At 63.2% G+C, this 19,649-nt stretch carries 22 protein-coding genes and 1 pseudogene; 9 read left to right on the plus strand and 14 right to left on the minus strand.

The annotated features are described in order from the left end of the window. Positions 1 to 6 precede the first annotated feature (6 nt). Positions 7 to 1,500: a replicative DNA helicase gene (locus tag G5C33_RS12195; protein ID WP_165327464.1), complete on the minus strand. Its 1,494-nt coding sequence runs from the start codon at positions 1,498 to 1,500 to the stop codon at positions 7 to 9. Positions 1,501 to 1,584: 84 nt separating this feature from the next. Between G5C33_RS12195 and G5C33_RS12200 the strand changes: the two genes are divergently transcribed. The 4 genes from G5C33_RS12200 (at position 1,585) to G5C33_RS12215 (ending at position 4,594) form a co-directional block, all read left to right on the plus strand. After that, on the plus strand, positions 1,585 to 2,067 hold the full coding sequence (locus tag G5C33_RS12200) for a UPF0262 family protein (protein ID WP_165328846.1): 483 nt from the start codon (positions 1,585 to 1,587) through the stop codon (positions 2,065 to 2,067). Positions 2,068 to 2,071: 4 nt separating this feature from the next. Next, positions 2,072 to 2,773 (plus strand): glycoside hydrolase family 25 protein, encoded by a 702-nt coding sequence (locus G5C33_RS19365; RefSeq protein WP_228275052.1) that lies wholly within the window; start codon positions 2,072 to 2,074, stop codon positions 2,771 to 2,773. After that, entirely contained in the window at positions 2,770 to 3,225 is a 456-nt protein-coding gene (locus tag G5C33_RS12210; protein ID WP_266095904.1) for a cytidine deaminase, read from the plus strand. Before G5C33_RS19365 ends, G5C33_RS12210 begins: the two co-directional genes overlap by 4 nt. A gap of 199 nt (positions 3,226 to 3,424) precedes the next feature. Then, positions 3,425 to 4,594, plus strand: a complete 1,170-nt coding sequence (locus G5C33_RS12215) for a hypothetical protein (RefSeq protein WP_165327467.1) — start codon at positions 3,425 to 3,427, stop codon at positions 4,592 to 4,594. Between the two features lie 91 nt (positions 4,595 to 4,685). On the opposite strand, the gene G5C33_RS12220 is transcribed toward G5C33_RS12215, so the two are convergent. From G5C33_RS12220 to eno, 6 genes are all read right to left on the minus strand, one after another. Then, on the minus strand, positions 4,686 to 6,083 hold the full coding sequence (locus tag G5C33_RS12220; protein WP_165327468.1) for a pyruvate dehydrogenase complex E1 component subunit beta: 1,398 nt from the start codon (positions 6,081 to 6,083) through the stop codon (positions 4,686 to 4,688). Between the two features lies 1 nt (position 6,084). Beyond that, positions 6,085 to 7,134, minus strand: coding sequence for a pyruvate dehydrogenase (acetyl-transferring) E1 component subunit alpha (gene pdhA, locus G5C33_RS12225; protein WP_165327469.1), 1,050 nt, complete (start codon positions 7,132 to 7,134; stop codon positions 6,085 to 6,087). A gap of 133 nt (positions 7,135 to 7,267) precedes the next feature. Then, positions 7,268 to 7,729 (minus strand): hypothetical protein, encoded by a 462-nt coding sequence (locus G5C33_RS12230; RefSeq protein ID WP_165327470.1) that lies wholly within the window; start codon positions 7,727 to 7,729, stop codon positions 7,268 to 7,270. 92 nt (positions 7,730 to 7,821) lie between these two features. After that, on the minus strand, positions 7,822 to 8,133 hold the full coding sequence (locus G5C33_RS12235; protein ID WP_165327471.1) for an FtsB family cell division protein: 312 nt from the start codon (positions 8,131 to 8,133) through the stop codon (positions 7,822 to 7,824). 85 nt (positions 8,134 to 8,218) lie between these two features. Further along, on the minus strand, positions 8,219 to 9,286 hold the full coding sequence (locus G5C33_RS12240) for a hypothetical protein (RefSeq protein ID WP_165327472.1): 1,068 nt from the start codon (positions 9,284 to 9,286) through the stop codon (positions 8,219 to 8,221). Further along, the gene (gene eno / locus G5C33_RS12245) at positions 9,249 to 10,523 is read right to left on the minus strand and encodes a phosphopyruvate hydratase (RefSeq protein ID WP_165327473.1); all 1,275 of its coding nucleotides are present in this window, start codon (positions 10,521 to 10,523) and stop codon (positions 9,249 to 9,251) included. The genes G5C33_RS12240 and eno overlap by 38 nt, the downstream gene beginning before the upstream one ends. Positions 10,524 to 10,671: 148 nt before the next feature. Here eno and G5C33_RS12250 point away from each other — a divergent pair, with 148 nt between their 5' ends. The 5 genes from G5C33_RS12250 (at position 10,672) to G5C33_RS12270 (ending at position 12,641) form a co-directional block, all read left to right on the plus strand. Next, a complete protein-coding gene (locus tag G5C33_RS12250; RefSeq protein ID WP_165327474.1) occupies positions 10,672 to 11,208 on the plus strand; it encodes a hypothetical protein in 537 nt (178 codons plus the stop codon). Positions 11,209 to 11,227: 19 nt separating this feature from the next. Beyond that, a complete protein-coding gene (locus G5C33_RS12255) occupies positions 11,228 to 11,581 on the plus strand; it encodes a phage holin family protein (RefSeq protein ID WP_165327475.1) in 354 nt (117 codons plus the stop codon). Then, positions 11,578 to 11,868: a hypothetical protein gene (locus G5C33_RS12260; protein WP_165327476.1), complete on the plus strand. Its 291-nt coding sequence runs from the start codon at positions 11,578 to 11,580 to the stop codon at positions 11,866 to 11,868. The genes G5C33_RS12255 and G5C33_RS12260 overlap by 4 nt, the downstream gene beginning before the upstream one ends. Positions 11,869 to 11,894: 26 nt before the next feature. Further along, a complete protein-coding gene (locus tag G5C33_RS12265) occupies positions 11,895 to 12,308 on the plus strand; it encodes a hypothetical protein (RefSeq protein ID WP_228275054.1) in 414 nt (137 codons plus the stop codon). 99 nt (positions 12,309 to 12,407) lie between these two features. Next, positions 12,408 to 12,641 carry a DUF4170 domain-containing protein gene (locus G5C33_RS12270; protein ID WP_165327477.1) on the plus strand — a complete coding sequence of 78 codons (234 nt, stop codon included), beginning with the start codon at positions 12,408 to 12,410 and terminating at the stop codon, positions 12,639 to 12,641. 22 nt (positions 12,642 to 12,663) lie between these two features. On the opposite strand, the gene G5C33_RS12275 is transcribed toward G5C33_RS12270, so the two are convergent. The 7 genes and pseudogenes from G5C33_RS12275 to carA all read right to left on the minus strand — a co-directional run bounded on the left by G5C33_RS12275 (position 12,664) and on the right by carA (position 19,503). Further along, on the minus strand, positions 12,664 to 13,308 hold the full coding sequence (locus tag G5C33_RS12275; protein WP_165327478.1) for a rhomboid family intramembrane serine protease: 645 nt from the start codon (positions 13,306 to 13,308) through the stop codon (positions 12,664 to 12,666). A gap of 4 nt (positions 13,309 to 13,312) precedes the next feature. Further along, a complete protein-coding gene (gene greA / locus G5C33_RS12280) occupies positions 13,313 to 13,789 on the minus strand; it encodes a transcription elongation factor GreA (protein ID WP_165327479.1) in 477 nt (158 codons plus the stop codon). 83 nt (positions 13,790 to 13,872) lie between these two features. Next, positions 13,873 to 17,208, minus strand: a complete 3,336-nt coding sequence (carB, locus tag G5C33_RS12285; protein WP_165327480.1) for a carbamoyl-phosphate synthase large subunit — start codon at positions 17,206 to 17,208, stop codon at positions 13,873 to 13,875. Beyond that, on the minus strand, positions 17,209 to 17,658 hold the full coding sequence (locus G5C33_RS12290) for a hypothetical protein (RefSeq protein WP_165327481.1): 450 nt from the start codon (positions 17,656 to 17,658) through the stop codon (positions 17,209 to 17,211). Then, a pseudogene (locus tag G5C33_RS12295) lies at positions 17,655 to 17,807 on the minus strand (glutamine amidotransferase-related protein); the annotation flags it as partial. The pseudogene G5C33_RS12295 and the gene G5C33_RS12290, both read right to left, overlap by 4 nt. Positions 17,808 to 17,833: 26 nt before the next feature. Further along, on the minus strand, positions 17,834 to 18,214 hold the full coding sequence (locus G5C33_RS12300) for a hypothetical protein (RefSeq protein ID WP_165327482.1): 381 nt from the start codon (positions 18,212 to 18,214) through the stop codon (positions 17,834 to 17,836). Continuing rightward, on the minus strand, positions 18,211 to 19,503 hold the full coding sequence (gene carA, locus G5C33_RS12305; protein ID WP_165327483.1) for a glutamine-hydrolyzing carbamoyl-phosphate synthase small subunit: 1,293 nt from the start codon (positions 19,501 to 19,503) through the stop codon (positions 18,211 to 18,213). The genes G5C33_RS12300 and carA overlap by 4 nt, the downstream gene beginning before the upstream one ends. Between the last annotated feature and the right edge of the window lie 146 nt (positions 19,504 to 19,649).

Genomic DNA, 19,649 nt, shown 5'->3' on the forward strand with positions numbered 1-19,649 from the left:
TCGGGCTCAATAGCCGTCGGGCACCATATCGCTGAACTTGGTGTACTGACGGTCGAAACGCAGATCGACTGCGCCGGTCGCGCCGTGGCGTTGCTTGGCCACGATCACCGTCGCCTTGTTGGCGACGCGCAGCTGTTCGTCCTGCCATGCCTGATATTTGGTGATTTCGTCCGCGCTCGAATTGCCGTCGGGCGCGCGCGGCATCTTGAAATCGTGATAATATTCCTCGCGATAGATGAAGAGGACGATGTCAGCGTCCTGCTCGATCGATCCCGATTCGCGAAGGTCGGCCAGCTGCGGGCGCTTGTCCTCGCGGCTTTCCACCGCACGGCTGAGCTGCGAGAGCGCCACCACCGGCACGTCGAGTTCCTTGGCAAGCGTCTTGAGCCCGCGGCTGATTTCGGAGATTTCCTGAACGCGGTTCTCACCCGAATGGCGGCCGCTGCCCTGCAGAAGCTGCAGATAGTCGACGATGATCATGCCGATCTTGTGCTGGCGTTTCATCCGCCGCGCGCGGGTACGCAACGCCGCGATGGTGAGGCCCGGCGTATCATCGATGAAATAGGGCAGTTTTTCGAGATCCGCGGCGGCGCGCGCGAAGCGCTGAAACTCGCTGGGGTTGATGTTGCCCGTACGCAGCTTGTCCGAAGGGATCTGCGACTGTTCGGAAAGGATACGGCCGGCGAGCTGGTCGGCCGACATTTCGAGGCTGAAGAACGCCGTCGGCGCGCCGATCGTCTTGTCCTCGGCAATCCCGGCTTCCATGTCGTCCATCCAGCGCTTGGCCGCGTTGAATGCGATGTTCGAAGCAAGCGAGCTCTTCCCCATCGCCGGGCGGGCAGCGAGGATGATCAGGTCCGACCGGTTGAACCCGCCCATCATCGCGTTGAGATCGGCAAAACCCGTGGTGATCCCGGAAACGCTGCCGCCCGAATTCATTGCGCGTTCGGTGTTGCGCACCGCCATCGCGGCCGAGCGCGTAAAGCTCTTCGCCCCGCCCTCGGTCTCGCCCTTTTCGGCGACTTCATAAAGCCGCAATTCGGCGTCTTCGATCTGCTTGGACGGATTGATGTCCTCGCTGGTGTCGAGCGCCGATTCGACCATATCGCGCCCCACCGTCACCAGCGCGCGAAGCATGGCGAGATCATAAATCTGGTCGGCGAATGCCTTGGCACCGATCAGGCTCGCCGGATTGGCGGTAAGCTGCGCCAGATAGGCGGTGCCGCCGACCTGTTTCAGCCCCTCGTCCGCAGCGAATAACGGGCGCAGCGTCACCGGATTGGCGAGCCGGTTGTCACCCACCAGCATCACGATCTGCTCGAAAATCCGCCCGTGCAGCGGCTCGTAGAAATGCTCGGGCCGGATGCGCTGCATCACATCCTCTGCGACTCGGTTATCGATCATCATCGCGCCCAGCAGCGCGGCTTCCGCCTCGACATTCTGGGGCAGCGTCGTGCCGTCCTCGGCATCCGCCGTGGGCAGTGGGATGGGTTGTGCCATTGCGCCAGTCTCGCGCAATCATTGCCCGGCATCAATCCTCCGGGCTTGTGGAAAGCGATGATTACCCCGATAGCTGCGCTGGACATGGCCGATACGCGCATCATCGAAGTCTCGCTCGACGAAGGGAGCATCATACGCCGCTCCGACGATATCGAGCAGGAGCGGCGCGTGGCCATTCGCGACCTGCTCGAGCATAATCACTTCGCCCCGCAGCGCGATCATGCCGACGGCTACAAGGGCCCCTACCGCATCCATCTGCGGGTCGAGGAAGGCCGGCTGGTGATCGATATCCTGCGCGACGACGGCAGCCATCTCGAAACGCATGTTCTCGGCCTTGCGCGCTTTCGCAGGCCGATTCGCGAATATTTCGCGATCTGCGATTCCTATTATCGCGCGCTGCGCGATGCCACGCCGCAGCAGATCGAGACCGTCGACATGGCACGGAGGGGCGTTCACAACGAAGCCTCGGAAATGCTCAAGGAGCGGCTGGAGAGCAAGATCGATGTCGATTTCGACACGGCCCGGCGGCTGTTCACGCTGATCTGCGTGCTTCACATCAAGGGCTGAGCCGTTGATCGCGCCGCGCATCCTCGCCCGGCGGTTTCGGATCATGGCGGGCGTGGCGCTCGCGCTGGCGCTGATCGGCCTGCTCGCCTCGCTCTTCGCGATCACCTGGCGGCCCGACATACGCGATTTCCCCGTCCAGGGAGTCGATATCGACGAGACCCAGGGATCGACACACTGGTTCGCACTCAAAGCCGCCGGAGCCCGTTTCGGCTATGCCCGCGCAACGATCGGGGCGGACCGGCACGACTCGCGTTTCGAAACGCATTGGCAGGGCATGTACGAGGCGGGCATCGCTCGTGGCGCGATCCACGTCTTCTCGCTTTGCCAGCTTTCCTCCGATCAGGCGTCGAATTTCGTCACCACGGTACCGCGCCACGGCGACCAGCTTCCCGCCGCCGTCGATCTGGATTTCCGCGACGATTGCCCTGCCCACCCGGATCGACGCGTGGTCCTCACCGAGCTGCACCTGCTGCTGGCCGCCATCGAGCGCCATCTCGGCAAGTCCCCGGTGCTGCGCGTCTCGCGGCGTTTCGAAGAGCGCTACGGCGTCAGCCGGGCCTTTCCGAACCGGCTATGGGCCGTACAGAGCTTTTTTCCACCCGACTATCTGGCGCGACGCTGGACGCTGTGGCAGGCGACAACGATCCGCCGCGTCAAAGGGGCGGGCGGCACGATCAACTGGAATGTGATAGCCCCCGCGCCATGACCGAAACGCCCGATACCGCCGAACTCATCGCCGCCGCGCGTGCGGCCGCCGTTAACGCGCACGCCCCCTATTCGCGTTTCGCGGTAGGCGCGGCGCTGTTGATGCGGGACGGCAGCGTGCTGACTGGCACCAATTTCGAAAATGCCAGCTACGGCCTGTCGCTCTGCGCCGAAACGGTCGCGGTGGCGGCAGCCAATGCGCAGGGCCGGCTGCGCGAAATCGTTGCGGTGGCGGTTACGGGCGGCGCGATGGACGAAGCCGGTAGGATGCGCGGCGATGCCGTTGTCAGCCCCTGCGGGCGGTGCCGCCAGGTGCTCAACGAAGTGGCGCAGCTCGCCGGACTCGACCTGCCGATCCACTGCGCAGCGGCAGAGGGCGATGCTGTTGCGACCTATCGCCTGTCGGAACTGCTTCCGCACGCCTTTGGTCCGGCGGATCTTGGAATCTTCTGAGCCGCGCTGATTGCGGCACCCAAACGACAGCCCCCGGACTGTACGGTCGTATAGTTGTGGTTTTCAGAATTCTATATAGCCTCCTCAAATGCGCGATCAGAAAAAGTCGAAGTGCTTTAGCGGGTAGCGGCGCGCATTCGTAATTATTCCGAACGTTGAACACATTTTTTTCTGAACACTGTTCGGAAAAGGAGGAATCATGTCCGCAGAGATCAAACCCATTTCGCAATCATCGACAATTTCGTCGGGAACCACGCCGGGGATCGGCGACAACTGGTCGCGCGTAGCAGCAAGAGGAAAAGGCGCTGCGATCATCTGGCGATCCGGCCCGGAGCCGGAACTGAGCAAGATCGGATTTCGCCTGTGCGACGATCAAGGCGCCCCGGCCGGTGACATCGCCTTCCTCACTGATACGGGAAATTTCGGATTTCCCGTCCTCGCGCGCCTGAGCGACGGACGGTTGGCAGCCGCCTGGTCTGCTGCGGACAAGATCCAAGCCTGCATCATCCTCGAGAACGGCGAGGTCAATGTCGACACCTTCACCCTGCCGATCCCCGAGGGCACTGCCGCGTACCCCGGAGTGGCCGCCGGCGCCAACGGCGACATTGTGTTCTGCTGGCTGCAGCGGCTCGAATCGGAAAGCTCCGTCTATGCCTGCCGCTATTCCGCGACGACGGGCCAGTGCAGCGATGCGACCCGCGTAGCAGAAAATGTCGTTTCCGGGTCTCGCCCGCAGATCGACAGCTTCACTGACGGAACCGCGGTTCTGGCCTGGGAACAGCCCGGCGATGACGGGAACGAGATTCAACTGCGCATCATTTCGTCGTCGCAGTCGCTCGATAAGGGCACGGCGATCACGCCATCCGGCAACGGCTGCTACGCCCCCAACATCGCCTGCCTCTCCGATCAGAATCTCGCGGTCAGCTGGTGCAGCAACCGTCATACCGAAGGTACCGACTGGTGGGACACCTTCACCATTTCCGCCGCAAAATATGACAAGAACGGAAAGGTCGTGGGTTCGACGATAGCGACGGATTCCGGCAATACCGCGGTTTACGACGGCGCATCGATTACCGATGTCGGCAACGGGGCCTATATGCTCACCTGGACCGCCGAAATCGCTCCGCCGGAAACCAGGACGGGAATGACCGTGGCGCTGGTGTCATCCGACAACTCGTTCGCGATCCTGCAGCAGGTGCTGGTCAAGGGGCACGCAATCCTGCCCCGGGGAACCATGCTGAAGCCGGACGCGGTCATCCTGACATGGTCGCAAGGCATTGGCGGCCGTACGGGCCAGGTTCGCGCGCAGGGCTTCACCGTGAGCCTGACCGACGCCGGAAAGACCGAAACACTGGCGATGGCCGACTGAGCCTGCGAGCCCAAGTCGCGCGGCGAGGTTTTGGTCCGTTTCCGGCCCTGTCTCGCCGCGCACTTGCGCAAACCGGCTTCGACGCCGACTGCTAGCCGGTGTAGGTCACCTTCTTCACTGCCTTGACGACGCTTTCGGCGTCGACCAGCGCCATCTTCTCCAGATTGGCGGCATAGGGCAGCGGCACATCGGCATTGGTTACGCGAAGCACCGGCGCATCGAGATCGTCAAAGCCTTCTTCCATCGCGATCGTCGTGATCTCGCTGGCGATCGAGCAGGTCGGCCAGCCTTCCTCGACCACGACCATGCGGTTGGTCTTCTTCAGGCTCGCGAGCACTGTCTCCTTGTCGAGCGGACGCAGCGTGCGCAAGTCGACGACTTCCGCCTCGATCCCCTCGCCCGCCAGTGTCTCGGCAGCCTCCAGCGCGACACCGACGCCGATCGAATAGGAGACGAGCGTCACGTCGCCGCCCGGTCGCACGATCCGCGCCTTGCCGATCGGCAGCACGAAATCATCCATCTGCGGCACTTCAAACGTGCGGCCGTACATTAACTCGTTTTCGAGGAAGACCACCGGGTCCTCGCTGCGGATCGCGGCCTTGAGGAGCCCCTTGGCGTCGGCGGCGTCATAAGGCGCGATCACGATCAGCCCCGGCACGCTGGCATACCAGGGGCCGTAATTCTGGCTATGCTGCGCGCCGACGCGCGCGGCGGCGCCATTGGGACCGCGGAACACGATCGGGCAGCGCATCTGGCCGCCCGACATGTAGTTGGTCTTCGCGGCCGAATTGATGATGTGGTCGATCGCCTGCATCGCGAAGTTGAACGTCATGAACTCGACGATCGGCTTGAGGCCGCCCATCGCCGCGCCCGTGCCGACACCGGCAAAGCCATATTCGGTGATCGGCGTGTCGATCACGCGCTTGCCGCCGAATTCCTCGAGCAGGCCCTGCGTCACCTTGTACGCGCCCTGATACTCGGCGACTTCCTCGCCCATGATGAAGACGCGCGGATCGGCGCGCATTTCCTCGGCCATCGCGTCGCGCAGCGCTTCGCGGATGGTGGTTTTAACCATTTCGGTGCCCTCAGGCACTTCGGGATCGCCCGAGACCGGCTTGCGGTCGGCCAGCTGCTGGGCGCCGGTCTTGTCTTCCTTGGCCTTGGGCGCTTCGGATTCGGCCGCCTTTTCCGCCTGGGCGGGCTTTTCGGCGGCGGGCGCCGGCGCTTCCACGTCCGCGGCGTCCTCATCCTCTTCGGCGAGCATCGCAATGACGGTGCCCACCTTCACATTGTCGGTACCCGCTTCGACCAGGATTTTGGCGATCGTGCCTTCATCGACGGCTTCGAACTCCATCGTCGCCTTGTCGGTCTCGATTTCCGCCATGATGTCGCCGGCCGAGACAGTGTCGCCTTCCTTCACCAGCCATTTGGCGAGCGTGCCTTCCTCCATCGTGGGCGAGAGCGCCGGCATTTTGATTTCAACGGCCATCTCAATATTTCTCCACCAGCACGTCGGTATAGAGTTCGCCCGCATCGGGCTCGGGCGTGGTTTCGGCGAAATCGGCGGCTTCGTTCACGATCTTGCGGATTTCCTTTTCGAGCGTCTTGAGCTCGTCTTCCTTGACGCCGACGGCCTCCAGGTCGCGCTTGGCATGTTCGATCGGATCGGATTTTTCCCGGATCGACTGGACTTCCTCACGGCTGCGATACTTTGCAGGATCGGACATCGAGTGGCCGCGATAGCGATAGGTCTTCATCTCGAGGATGATCGGTCCCTTGCCGTCGCGCACCCATTTGAGCGCTTCCTCGGCCGCGCCGCGTGCCGCGAGCACGTCCATCCCGTCGACCTGAATGCCGGGAATGCGGAAGCTTTCGCCGCGCTTGAACAGCTGGTCCTCGGCCGAGGAGCGATTGACGCTGGTGCCCATCGCATACTGATTGTTCTCGATCACGAAAACGATCGGCAGTTTCCAAAGCTCGGCCATGTTGAAGGCTTCGTAGACCTGGCCCTGATTGGCCGCACCGTCGCCGAAATAGGCGAGCGTCACGCCGCCGTCCTCGTTATATTTGTGCGCGAAGGCGAGCCCGGTGCCGAGCGGCACCTGCGCGCCGACAATGCCGTGACCGCCATAGAATTTGTGGTCGGTCGAGAACATGTGCATCGACCCGCCCTTGCCCTTCGAAATCCCGGCTTCGCGGCCGGTGAGTTCGGCCATGATCACCTTGGGATCGAGGCCATAGGCAAGCATGTGACCGTGATCGCGATAACCGGTGATCACTGAATCCTTCTCGTGATCGAGCGCCGACTGAAGCCCGACCGCGACGGCTTCCTGACCGATATAGAGGTGGCAGAAACCGCCGATCAGACCGAGGCCGTAAAGCTGCCCCGCCTTCTCCTCGAACCGGCGGATGAGCAGCATCCGCTTGTAGAGCTCGAGCAGTTCCTCTTTCTCGGCCTTGTACCGTTGCGGTTCGTTCGGCCGTTCACGATTGGGTTTCGCAGGTTCGCTTTTTCGGCGCGTCGCCGGGGTCTTTGCCACAGATATCCTCACGTCCCGATTGGGCAGAATTGGAGCGTATATGCGTGTTGCCACGCGCTACGCAACGTCAACGCATATTCATGGCGTGCGTTCAATGCGCGATGGATTGCACCCAGGGCAATCGAAACCCTGGTTATTGATGCTCGATGAAATCCGCTTCCGGCAAGCGATGCTGGGCCGCCGCCACGTCGAGTCGCGCGGTTTCCGGCCGGTCGCAGGATTTGCGGACGATCGGCGTGCCGTCGCGCAGCACTGTCACGCCCGCGGAAAATTCAGGCGCATTGCCTTCGGGGCCGAAGCCGGTCCGCACCGTTCGGCTATAGACGACATAGGTGTAGCGTCCCCGGGAAAAGGAGATCTGCGCTTCGCCGCCGCCGGAATAGGCAGTGGTGGCATAAGCGAGCGTGCCGCTCCCCTGCGGCGCGGCGGGATGCTGCAGCTCGATATTGCCGGGCTGGCCGTAGCGATATTGAACATAGCCCTGCGCCGGCGCCGAATCCGCGCATATGGCGATCACGCGCATGCCGCTGGTGCACTGAAAGATAGCCTGTTCCTGCGCAGCGCAGAGGCCGATCGGGCCCAGCGCTTCGGGCAAAGCAGGCGGCGCAGCGGAAGCAGTGAGAAGGGCAAGGGAACCAGAAAAACCAAGCGCCCGAACATTCTGCATCCCCCCGGAGATTTCCACGCTTATTTGAGCGGAACGATAACCTCGTCAGGCCGCGCGACATTCAGCTTCTTGCGCGCAAGCTCCTCGACCAAATCGGGATCGGCGCCCTCGGGATCGAGAAGGTCGACGCGGTTCTTAAGATCGGCGCGCTGCTTGTCGAGCCGCTGATATTCGGCCTGCCGGGCCTCAAGCTGCTGCTTAACTTCGGGATGCGCCATCGCGCCGTTCGGGCCCAGCACGGCATAATAGCCGAAAAAGGCCATCGAAATCAGCGCCACCGCGGGCATTCCCGCGCTGCGAAGGATCGAAGAAACAGTTGACTTACGCGACATGCCCCGATTCTCGCTTAACTATCCGCATTAATCAAGCCGTATTGATACGGAATCCGGCGAGTCGCTCCGCTGCCGAGACCTGCGCCTAGGGTTCGACGAAGCCGAACAGATCGACCGGAGTGATGATACTCCAGGACGGAGCAGCATCGCGATCCCCGGCACGGACGAAATAGTCGATCACGATGCACGCATATGGGCGCCAGGACAGCGATCCGATATCGGCAGTGCTGATCGGCCACTTGTCGTTTTCGAAATCCGGCGGAAAGAAACACGCGATGACCATCGATGGCGGCTCCTCGGCACCCTCGCCGTCGCGTTCCAGAAAGAACACCGGCTCGCCGAGCCGCCCTCGCCGCAGATCGGCCAGCCCCCCGCTATCGGCAAACACCGCCGACAGCATCCAGATGAGATCGGCATAGTCATCGTTCCGGCTCCAGTCCTTCGGGTCTGCGCCTTCCAGGCCATGCATTTCGGCGAAGCGATCGACATCGCCTGATTCCAGCACCGCGCGATATTCCGCTGCTACCGGCTCGAATATGGCCCGATATTGCCAGTCATCCGGCGCCGGCACGATGTTGCCGATCCGCCGGGCAGCTTCCGGCCCGATCCGACGCGGCAGAATCAGCCGCTCGGCATATCGCACCGAAGTCACCCCCATCACGGCGCCGCGATTATAGTGGCAGTATCCCGACCCCATCGAGATCAGCATGCCGCCGCCTTCCAGCTCCTCAACGCCCCAATCGAGCCCGCAATCATGGACCCGGCCAGTAACGGTAGCGCGCCTGAATCCGGGCTCGGGCGGAGTATCGATCCCGGGCCGGGGATAGGGCGGCCGCAGTCCGACCCGCCGGGGATTGGCGTCGCCGAATTCGCTGCGGGGAAGCATGCCGGTGTAGATCGCCTCCTGATCGGCATAGACGATAGATCCGGCAACAATGCCGGTGATGGCGACGCATCGCCCTTCATAGTCGCCCAGACGCTCGGCCAGCCGCGTGATCGTGACGCGATCGGCGCGCGCTTCGGTGCATGGTTCGGCTGGCTGCGCGGCGGCGGTGCCAGGCACGAGCAGCAACAGCGCCGCCGCGAGCAAGGCCGCGGCGGCGGCGTAAAGGCGATCAGCGCAGGATCGAACGTCCCGCGTAGATGGCTGCATCCCCCAGCTCCTCTTCGAGGCGGATCAACTGGTTATATTTGGCCAGCCGGTCCGAACGGGCGAGGCTGCCGGTCTTGATCTGTCCGCAATTGGTGGCGACCGCCAGGTCGGCGATCGTCGCATCCTCGGTCTCGCCCGAACGGTGCGACATGACGGCGGTGTAGGACGCGCGCTGCGCCATCGTCACGGCCTCGAGCGTTTCGGTGAGCGTGCCGATCTGATTGACCTTCACCAGCAGCGAATTGGCGAGACCGTCCTTGATCCCCTGCCCCAGCCGCTTTGGATTGGTGACGAACAGGTCGTCGCCGACGAGCTGAACCTTGTCGCCGATCTTGTCGGTCAGCAGCTTCCAGCCTTCGAAATCATCCTCGGCCATGCCGTCCTCGATCGAGAGGATCGGATATTTGTCGACCAGATCGGCGAGATAGTCGGCCATGTCGGCCGGGGAAAGAGTCTTGCCCTCACCTTCCATCACATAGGCGCCGTCCTTGAAGAATTCGGTCGAGGCGCAGTCGAGCGCGAGCATCACGTCGTCGCCCGGCTTGTATCCGGCCGCTTCGATCGAGGCGAGAATCACGTCGAGCGCGTCAGTGGTGGAATTGAGCGCCGGCGCGAAGCCGCCTTCGTCGCCCACCGAGGTCGAAAGCCCGCGATCGTGCAGCTTCTTTTTCAGCGTGTGGAAAATTTCCGAGCCGCAGCGAACCGCCTCGACAATATTTTCCGCGCCGACCGGCATCACCATGAATTCCTGGAAATCGATCGGATTGTCGGCATGTTCGCCGCCGTTGATGATGTTCATCATCGGCACCGGCAGCGTCATCGCCGAAACCCCGCCGACATAGCGATAGAGCGGCAGTCCGCGCGCATCCGCCGCCGCCTTCGCCGCGGCCAGGCTGACGCCCAGAATCGCATTGGCACCGATCCGGCCCTTGTTCGCCGTACCGTCCAGTTCGATCATCGCCATGTCGAGATCGACCTGGTCCTCGGCTTCCATGCCGATCACGGCTTCGGCGATCTCGCCGTTCACGGCATCGACCGCCTGTTCGACACCCTTGCCCATCCAGCGGCTCTTGTCGCCGTCGCGCTTTTCAACGGCTTCATGCGCGCCCGTGGAAGCGCCCGAAGGCACTGCGGCACGGCCAAAGCTGCCGTCTTCGAGCAGCACATCGACTTCCACCGTGGGATTGCCCCGGCTGTCGAGAATCTGGCGTGCGTGAAGGTCGATGATTGCGGTCACGAAATGGTCTCCCTACGTAAGAGAAGGCGGATCGCCGATCGGAACGCTGGCGCTCTATCGGCTTCGACGGCGATCGGCAATTGCACGCAGGCGGGAACTCGTTTCGCGCGGCATGGTTGTTGATCGAAAGACTGGAAAGGGCTGAGCGATGGCGGACAAGAAAACCCCCGAGGCAATCCCGGCCGAGCCGATCAAGGCGGGCGCTACCTCGAAAACTCCCGAAACCGGCGCGACACCGTCGGAAACGCCTGCGGACACGCTGGTTGCAGAGCCTCCTGTAAAGGACGGTGCAGGCAAGCGCAGCGCAGCGGACAATATCAAGAAAGAAGCTTCAAAGCTCGGGAATCAGGCTGCGGATCGCGCACGCGGTTTCGCAGATGAAGGCAAACAACGCGCAACCGGCGCGCTGGACGAGTTTGCCAAGCTGATGACCGATGCGGCCGGAGACGTCGATGAACGGATCGGTCCCGAATACGGCAAATATGCCCGTTCGGCAGCGGAAGGTATTTCGGGTTTCTCGGAATCGCTGCGTGGCAAGGAAATCGACGATCTGATCGCCGAAGCGGGCGAATTCGTGAAGAAGAGCCCGGCGATCGCAGTCGGTACTGCGGCTGCCCTTGGATTCGTCTTCGCACGGCTGCTCAAATCGGGCATCGACGCCGTGTCCGAAACCGACGAAGCCTGATCGGGGTTCGGGGGGCAGCGTGGCATCGAATCAGCCCGAAGAGGAAAGTATCGGAGCGCTGATCGCGCGACTGGTCGAGGACGGCAAAAGCTATGGCCGCGCCGAGTTCGACTATTATCGCACGCTGGCGTCGCAACGTTTCGCGATTGCGCGCAATGGCCTGATCGCAGGCGCGATCGCGGCGGTGCTCGGCTTCGCAACGCTGATTGCGCTGCTGGTCGGGCTGATCCTGACGCTGGCCACGTTCATGCATGCCGGGTTGGCGACGTTGCTCGTCATCGGCGGGTGCTGCGTTGCGATCTATTTCCTGGCCATGTTCGCCCGCGACAAGATCACTGCCGCGCTGAAACCGCGCAACGGAAGACGACCATGACCGAACACAGGGGCGAAATCGTCCTCGCCGAAGAGCGTTCGCGCAACGCACGGCAACAATTTATGGCGACGCTGGGCACTGTGAAGAACCGGCTTTCGCCCGGCACCATCGCCCAGGATGCGATGGAGAGCGCCGCAGACGGTGCCAAGTCGCTGGTGCGCCGGCGCCCCTTGGCCGTGGCCGCGGCGGCAGGTGCGCTGGGATTGCTGCTGTCGCGCCGATTGATCCGGCGCAAGGTGGCCCAGCGGAAAATCGAACATGCAACCGGCGATGATACGTCGCGTTGAAGCAATCGGATGAAAGGAATCCTGCGATGAGCGATGCGACCACTACCGAAGACCGCAAGGGCGTGATCGACAGCGCCGGCAAGGCGATCGAAAATGCCAAGGGCTCGGCAAGCCGTTCGATCGAAGCGGCTGGAGAGCGAGCGCGCAAAACCGCCGAAACCGCCGGCGAAAATCCGCTGGCGCTGCTCGCGGGCGGTGTCGCGCTGGGCATGCTGATCGGCGTCCTGATCCCGCGGCATCACAAGGAGAAGGAAATGCTGGCCCCGGTCGGCAAGCGACTCGCCGACGGTGCCAAGGCCGCCGCCGAAGCCGCGCGCGAAGCCGGCAAGGAAGAGCTGAACCAGCTGCTACCCGCAAAGGCGGCTGCGAAGCAGACCGTGTCGCAGATCCTGGAAACCGCAGCGGGTGCCGCGAAAAAGGCGGCGACCAAGGCCGAATAAGCCCGCTACGCACGTTCCGGGGATTGCATGCTGCAACGCAACGGCTAGACGCTGCGGCTAACAAGGCTGCGTGCCTAGACAAATCCCCCGGAGGTTCGTGTGAGCAAATTGCATCTCGTGTTCGGCGGTCGCGTGAGCGATCCGACCACGCTCGATTTCGACGCCAGCGCCAAGCTGGACGTCGTCGGCATCTTTCCCGACTATGCCAGCGCCGAAAAGGCGTGGCGCGCCGCGGCGCAGCGCACTGTCGACGATGCTGAAATGAAATATGTCATCGTGCATCTGCACCGGCTGCTCGAGCCCGACCTCGACCCGACCAAGCCGGCGGCCTGAACGTCGTGGTGGCGCGCGCCGGTCAGGCGTTGCGCCACCGCCACCAAAGCAGCGGCCGCGCGAGGATCAATCCGGCCAGAAATCCGCCGACATGCGCCGCGGCCGCAATCTGCATCCCCTCGCCCAGCAGCGCCCACCACATCAGCAGGTTGATCAGCGTCCAGCCGACGGCCAGCCAGAGGATATGGACGACGCTTGCGGGAATCGGCCCGATCGCGCGTACGCGCTTCGCGCCCGCTCTACGGTAATAAAGCGAATAGGCACCGACGATCGCTGAAGCAGCGCCGCTGGCGCCGACCATCGGGATCACTTCCATCGGCTCCATCGCCCATTGTGCGAAGGCAGAGGCATAGGCGCCGACGACATAGAGGATGATAAGGCCGGCGGGACCGACCACGCGCTCGCTTTCCTTGCCGGTGAACCCGAGCATCAGCATGTTCATGCCGAGATGGAAAACGCCTGCATGCAGGAAGGTGCAGCTGAGCGGCGTCAGCCACGCGGGAAGCGCGCTGAAGCCTTCGGGCAAATCCGCTCCGCTGAGCCTCGCGGGAATGAAGCCGCCATAGATCGCCGAATAGCCCGTCCGGTCGAGCGCCTGCACCAGCAGCGTGACCACGCTTGTGGCCACCACCAGCGCGGCAGTGGCCGAGCGGATTTGAAACGGCATGGGATCAGATGAATTCGATCTTGGACACCAGATAGTAGCGGTCGCCCGACGGCACCGTCACTTCGACTTCGTCGTCGACCTTGCGGCCGATCAGCGCGCGCCCGAGCGGCGAGCTGTAGCTGATGCGGCCGGTCTTTGCGTCCGCCTCAGTCTGGCCGACAATCTGGTACTTCACCGGCTTGTCGTCCTCGTCGAGCAGCGTCACGGTCGCGCCGAACACCACCTTGTCGCCCGAAAGCTCCTTGGGATCGATCACTTGCGCACGGCTCAGCTTGTCCTCGATATCGGCGATCGTCGCCTCTACCTGGCCCTGACGCTCCTTGGCGGCATGATATTCGGCATTTTCCGAAAGATCACCATGCGCGCGCGCTTCCTCGATCGCGTCGACAATCAGCGGGCGTTCCGCCTTGAGCCGTTTGAGCTCCGCCGTCAGCTTTTCATGGCCCTCGGCCAGCATCGGCATCTTGTCGACAGTCGCCATAAATCCGTCCTTCGTCTGGAGACGCCCCTCCACCAGCCGACCCCTCCCTGGAGCCGCCCGCACATCAACGCCGGTTGTGGGGATTAATCGTGCGAACGCGAATAATAGGACTGTAGCGGGCGTACTTCAAGACTTTGCCGCGCGAGCGCCACAATTGCCTCCGCCGCGGCGTTGCTGGCGGGCGCGGTGGTGAAATAGGGCACCTTCTGCGCCAGCGCCGACGCGCGGATCGATGCCGAATCCTTCAGCGACTGCCAGCCTTCGGTGGTATTGAAGATCAGCGCGATATCGCCGTCCATGATCCGATCGACGATATGCGGGCGCCCTTCGAGCACCTTGTTGATCCGTTCGACCGGCAACCCCTGTTCGGCCAGATAGTCCGCCGTGCCCCCGGTGGCCACGATCGAAAAGCCCGCTTCCACCAGCGTCTTCACGCCCGGCACGATGACCGGTTTGTCGCTGTCCTTCAGGCTGACGAAGACCGTGCCCGACTGCGGCAGCGTTACGCCCGCGCCGAGCTGCGCCTTGGCGAAGGCAGTGCCGAAATCGCGGTCGAGGCCCATGACTTCGCCGGTCGACTTCATTTCCGGCGAGAGCACCGGGTCGACTCCCGGGAAACGCGCCCAGGGGAAGACGGCTTCCTTGACCGCGATATAGTCCATCGACCGGTCGATCCTGGGAATTGCCGCCAGCTTCTCGCCGGCCATCACGCGCGCCGCGATCTTGGCGATGGGTGCGCCGATCGCCTTGGCGACGAAGGGCACGGTGCGGCTCGCACGCGGATTGACTTCGATCAGGAAGACCTCGCCATCCTTCACCGCGAACTGGATGTTCATCAGGCCGCGAACGTCGAGCGCGCGCGCCAGTGCCTCTGTCTGGCGCTCGATTTCCGCGATGATCTCGGGCGGCAGGCTGTAGGGCGGGATCGAGCAGGCGCTGTCGCCCGAATGGACGCCGGCTTCCTCGATATGCTGGAGCACGCCCGACACGACGACATCGGTGCCGTCGGCAAGCGCATCGACATCGACTTCGACCGCGTCGCGCAGATACTGGTCGATCAGCACCGGCGCATCGCCCGACACCTGCACGGCGGTTTCGATATATTCCTCGAGCTGCGCACGCCCGTCGACGATTTCCATCGCCCGGCCGCCGAGCACGAAGCTGGGGCGCATCAGCACCGGATAGCCGATGCGTTCGGCGACCGCGATCGCTTCCTCGCGGCTGCGCGCGATGCCGTTGGCGGGCTGTTTGAGGTCGAGCTTGCCGACCAGCTTGGCGAAACGTTCGCGATCCTCGGCCAGATCGATCGCGTCGGGCGAGGTGCCGAGGATCGGGATGCCGGCGGCCTCGATGCCCGCGGCAAGGCTGAGCGGCGTCTGCCCGCCGAACTGGACGATCACGCCCAGCAACTCACCCTTCGACTGTTCGACGGCGAGGATTTCGAGCACGTCCTCGACCGTCAGCGGCTCGAAATAGAGCCGGTCGGAGGTGTCATAGTCGGTGCTCACCGTTTCCGGGTTGCAGTTGACCATGATCGTTTCATAGCCCGCATCGGCCAGCGCGAAACAGGCGTGGCAGCAGCAATAATCGAACTCGATCCCCTGCCCGATCCGGTTCGGGCCACCGCCGAGGATCACGACCTTCTTGCGATCCGACGGCATCGCCTCATTCTCGGGCTCGCCGAAGCTCGGCGCTTCGTAGCTCGAATACATATAGGGCGTCTTCGCCTCGAATTCGGCGGCGCAGGTGTCGATCCGCTTGAAGACGGGGCGCACGCCGAGCTTGTGGCGCAGCCTGCGCACTTCGGCTTCGGTGACGCCGCCGGTCATCGCCTTCACCGCTTCGTGGACAAGGCCCCCGCCGCTTGCGGCACCGCTTTCCAGACCCTCGCGGATATTGGCGGATTTGAGCGCCAGCCAGGCGAGCCGCTTGTCCGAAAAGCCCATTGCCTTGAGCTTTCGCATACCGGCCGCGTCGCGCGGCAGGCCGTTGGTCATCACGCCCTGTTCGGCATCGATGATCTCGCGGATGCGCTGCAGGAACCAGGGGTCGTAGTGGGTGATCGCCTGGATCTCTTCGAGGCTGAAGCCCTCGCGCATCGCCTGCGCCACCATCAGCAGCCGATCGGGCGTCGCCATCCCCAGCGCCGCGACGATCGTGTCGCGCGTCGCGCCCGCAAGCCGCTCGACATTGTCGAAGCCGCTGAGCCCGGTTTCGAGGCCGCGCAGCGCCTTTTGCAGGCTTTCATGGATCGAGCGGCCGATCGCCATGACCTCGCCGACCGACTTCATCGCGGTGCCGAGATAGGGCTCTGCGCCCTTGAACTTCTCGAACGCGAAGCGCGGGATCTTGGTGACGACATAGTCGATCGTCGGTTCGAACGATGCGGGCGTGACGCCGGTAATGTCGTTCTCGATCTCATCGAGCGTATAGCCGACCGCCAGCTTCGCCGCGACCTTGGCGATCGGGAAGCCCGTCGCCTTGGACGCCAGCGCCGAGGAGCGGCTGACGCGCGGATTCATTTCGATGACGATCAGGCGGCCGTCCTTGGGATTGACCGCGAACTGCACGTTCGAACCGCCGGTTTCGACGCCGATTTCGCGCAGACAGGCGATGCTGGCATTGCGCATCACCTGATATTCCTTGTCGGTCAGCGTCAGCGCGGGCGCGACGGTGATCGAATCGCCGGTGTGGACGCCCATCGGATCGATATTCTCGATCGAGCAGACGATGATGGCGTTGTCCGCACGGTCGCGGACGACTTCCATCTCATATTCCTTCCAGCCGAGCAGCGATTCCTCGATCAGCACTTCGGTGGTCGGCGACGCATCGAGCCCGCTGGCGACGATCTTGAGGAACTCGTCCTTGTTATACGCCACGCCGCCGCCGGTGCCGCCCATGGTGAAGCTGGGGCGGATGATCGCGGGCAGGCCGGTGAATTCGAGCGCATCGAGCGCTTCCTCGATGCTGTGCGCGACGGCAGAGCGCGCGCTTTCCAGCCCGATCTTGTCCATCGCCTCGCGGAAACGGCGGCGATCCTCGGCCTTGTCGATCGCATCGGCATCGGCGCCGATCATGGTGACGCCGAATTTCTCCAGCGTGCCGTCGCGAAACAGCGCGAGCGCGGTGTTGAGCGCGGTCTGCCCGCCCATCGTCGGCAGGACCGCGTCGGGCCGCTCCTTCTCGATGATCCGCGCGACGACGGCCGGCGTGATCGGCTCGACATAGGTCGCGTCGGCCAGCTCGGGATCGGTCATGATCGTCGCCGGGTTCGAATTGACCAGGACGATGCGATAGCCCTCTTCCTTGAGCGCCTTGATCGCCTGCGTGCCCGAATAATCGAACTCGCACGCCTGACCGATGATGATCGGACCAGCGCCAATGACGAGGATGGAGGAGATGTCAGTGCGTTTGGGCATTTATTTCTTGAAACCTCGAAAAATCCACCGAAACACGAGTCCAACAAGTGCCACAGCGAACGCAACCAATGCCGCGTACAAAATTGAAGAGCTTACGCCGCGCCACGAAGCACAGGAAAAGGTCTGAATGTTTCTGCTAATCGGCAGCGAATACTCGTCAGAGCTGTCGATGCCTTTGGCCTTCAACAGTCGTTCCCAAGCCGCAGCTTCGTCAACGACTTCCCCCAGCTTCCGTTGGCGCGGATCGGCGACCGTGCCAAAATATTTTGGGTTAGCGACCCAACTAGTCTCCTGTCTCGAGCCCGCCCGGATCGTCCCTGAAACGCAAGAAGCACTTCCAACGCCATCGCCTTCGAGGTCTTGAGTAAAGAGGGCGACCGCTCCGGTGATAAGAATTAAAAGTGCCGCGCCGGCAATCCAAAGACGCCACCAGCCACCGATACGGCTCACCGCAGCCCTCCCACAAACCGCTCGAACAGATAGAAGCTGTCCTGCGGCCCCGGACTCGCCTCGGGGTGATATTGAACGCTGAAAGCCTGACGGTCGGTCAGTTCAATCACGGCGTTCGAGCCGTGGAACAGTGAGACATGCGTTTCGCGCAAGCGGTCAAAGGCGAACCTATCGCTCACGCCCCAACCAACGCCCCGAACTTCGCTTCCCAATATTCCGGCCCGTCCGCCTCCTGCACCAGCGGATCGTTCGCCTGCAGGTCCTTCAGCACCTCGCGATACTTGCCGTCCTGAAACTGGTGCATCGAACCGCCGAATTCGTTGGTCTTGGTCTCGAACGCGCCGCGCTCGATCAGCGTGTCGAGCAGTTGCTCGGCGGGCGCCTTGGCCTTGCCGCTCACCTTGCGGCCGAATTTGCGCGTCGCGACGGCGATCTTGTCCTCGATGACGAGGATCAGGTCGCCATGCGGATACCAGCGCGTCGCGATGGTGAGGTCGTTCGCGCCGGTCGCCAGATAATAGGACAGCGCCGTCTGCTCGATTGCGTTCAGGCTCATTGCATCATCTCCACGAATTTCTCGAACAGGTAGAAGCTGTCCTGCGGACCCGGACTGGCTTCGGGGTGATATTGGACGCTGAATGCCCGCCGGTCGGTCAGTTCGATCCCGGCATTCGAGCCGTCGAACAGCGACACATGCGTTTCGCGCGCATTGGCGGGCAGGCTCTCGCGTGTCACCGCGAAGCCGTGGTTCATGCTGGTGATCTCGACCGCGCCGTCGCTGAGGCGCTTCACCGGATGATTGGCGCCGCGATGGCCCTGAAACATCTTGGTCGTCTGCGCGCCGACGGCGAGGCCGAGCAGCTGATGGCCGAGGCAGATGCCGAACAAGGGCTTGCCGCTTTCGAGCATCTTGCGGATCACCGGCACGGCATATTCGCCCGTCGCGGCGGGATCGCCCGGGCCGTTCGACAGGAAGAATCCGTCGGGCTGCTGCGCCATCACTTCGTCGAACGTGGCGGTGGCGGGCAGCACGGTGACGCGCGCGCCGGCCTTTACGAGATTTCGGAAGATGTTGCGCTTCGACCCGAAATCCATCGCGACGACATGGGGCCTCTCGACGGGGCTCGAGACAGGCCTCTCGACATCGGTTATCGACAAGCTCGAACCTGCGCTCGAGACAAGCGGTTCTTCTTTTCCGTTGGGTTCGAGCAGCTTCGAGCCCTGTCGAGAAGCGTCCGTCGAGAACGTCGGCGCCTCGCTGTCATCATACCCGGCCCCAAGCCGCCACATGCCGCCCTGCCAGCCATAATGCGTCTCGCAGCTCACCACCTTGGCGAGGTCCATCCCCTCCAGCCCCGGCCATTCGCGCGCCATCTGGAGCAGCAGGTCGAGATCGAACTTGCCGTCCTTGCTGTGCGCGATCACGCCGTTGGGCGCGCCGCCTTCGCGGATACGCCGGGTGAGCGCGCGGGTGTCGATGCCCGACAGGCCGATGCGTTCATGCGCCGCCATCCACGCGTCGAGCCGCTGCGCCGAGCGGAAATTGCTCGGCTCGGTCACGTCCTGCCGCACGATCATGCCCAGCGCATGGGGATCGTCCGCCTCGATATCCTCGGCATTGGTGCCGACATTGCCGATATGCGGGAAAGTGAAGGTGATGATCTGCCCGGCATAGCTCGGGTCGGTCATCACTTCCTGATAGCCGGTCATCGCGGTGTTGAAGCAGACTTCGCCGACCGCCTGGCCCTCGGCGCCGAAACCGCGCCCCCAGATCACGTCCCCCGATGCCAGTACCAATACCCCCGTCGCTCCTTCGGGCATGGGCATGCGTTTGGCATCGGCCATCGTGGCGGGCACTCCTTCGGGGGTTGTTCGCAATGTCGCTAAGGGCCGTCCGCTAGACCCCCGCCCCGTGCGCGTCAACTGCCTCTCGCAACTGCTCGCATCATTCGTCCGGGCTCGCTATCAGCAGCGCAAACCCGACTCACGAG

Origin of the sequence: Sphingosinithalassobacter tenebrarum (assembly GCF_011057975.1) — a bacterium.
In the GTDB taxonomy this organism is placed as follows: Bacteria; Pseudomonadota; Alphaproteobacteria; order Sphingomonadales; family Sphingomonadaceae; genus Sphingomonas; species Sphingomonas tenebrarum.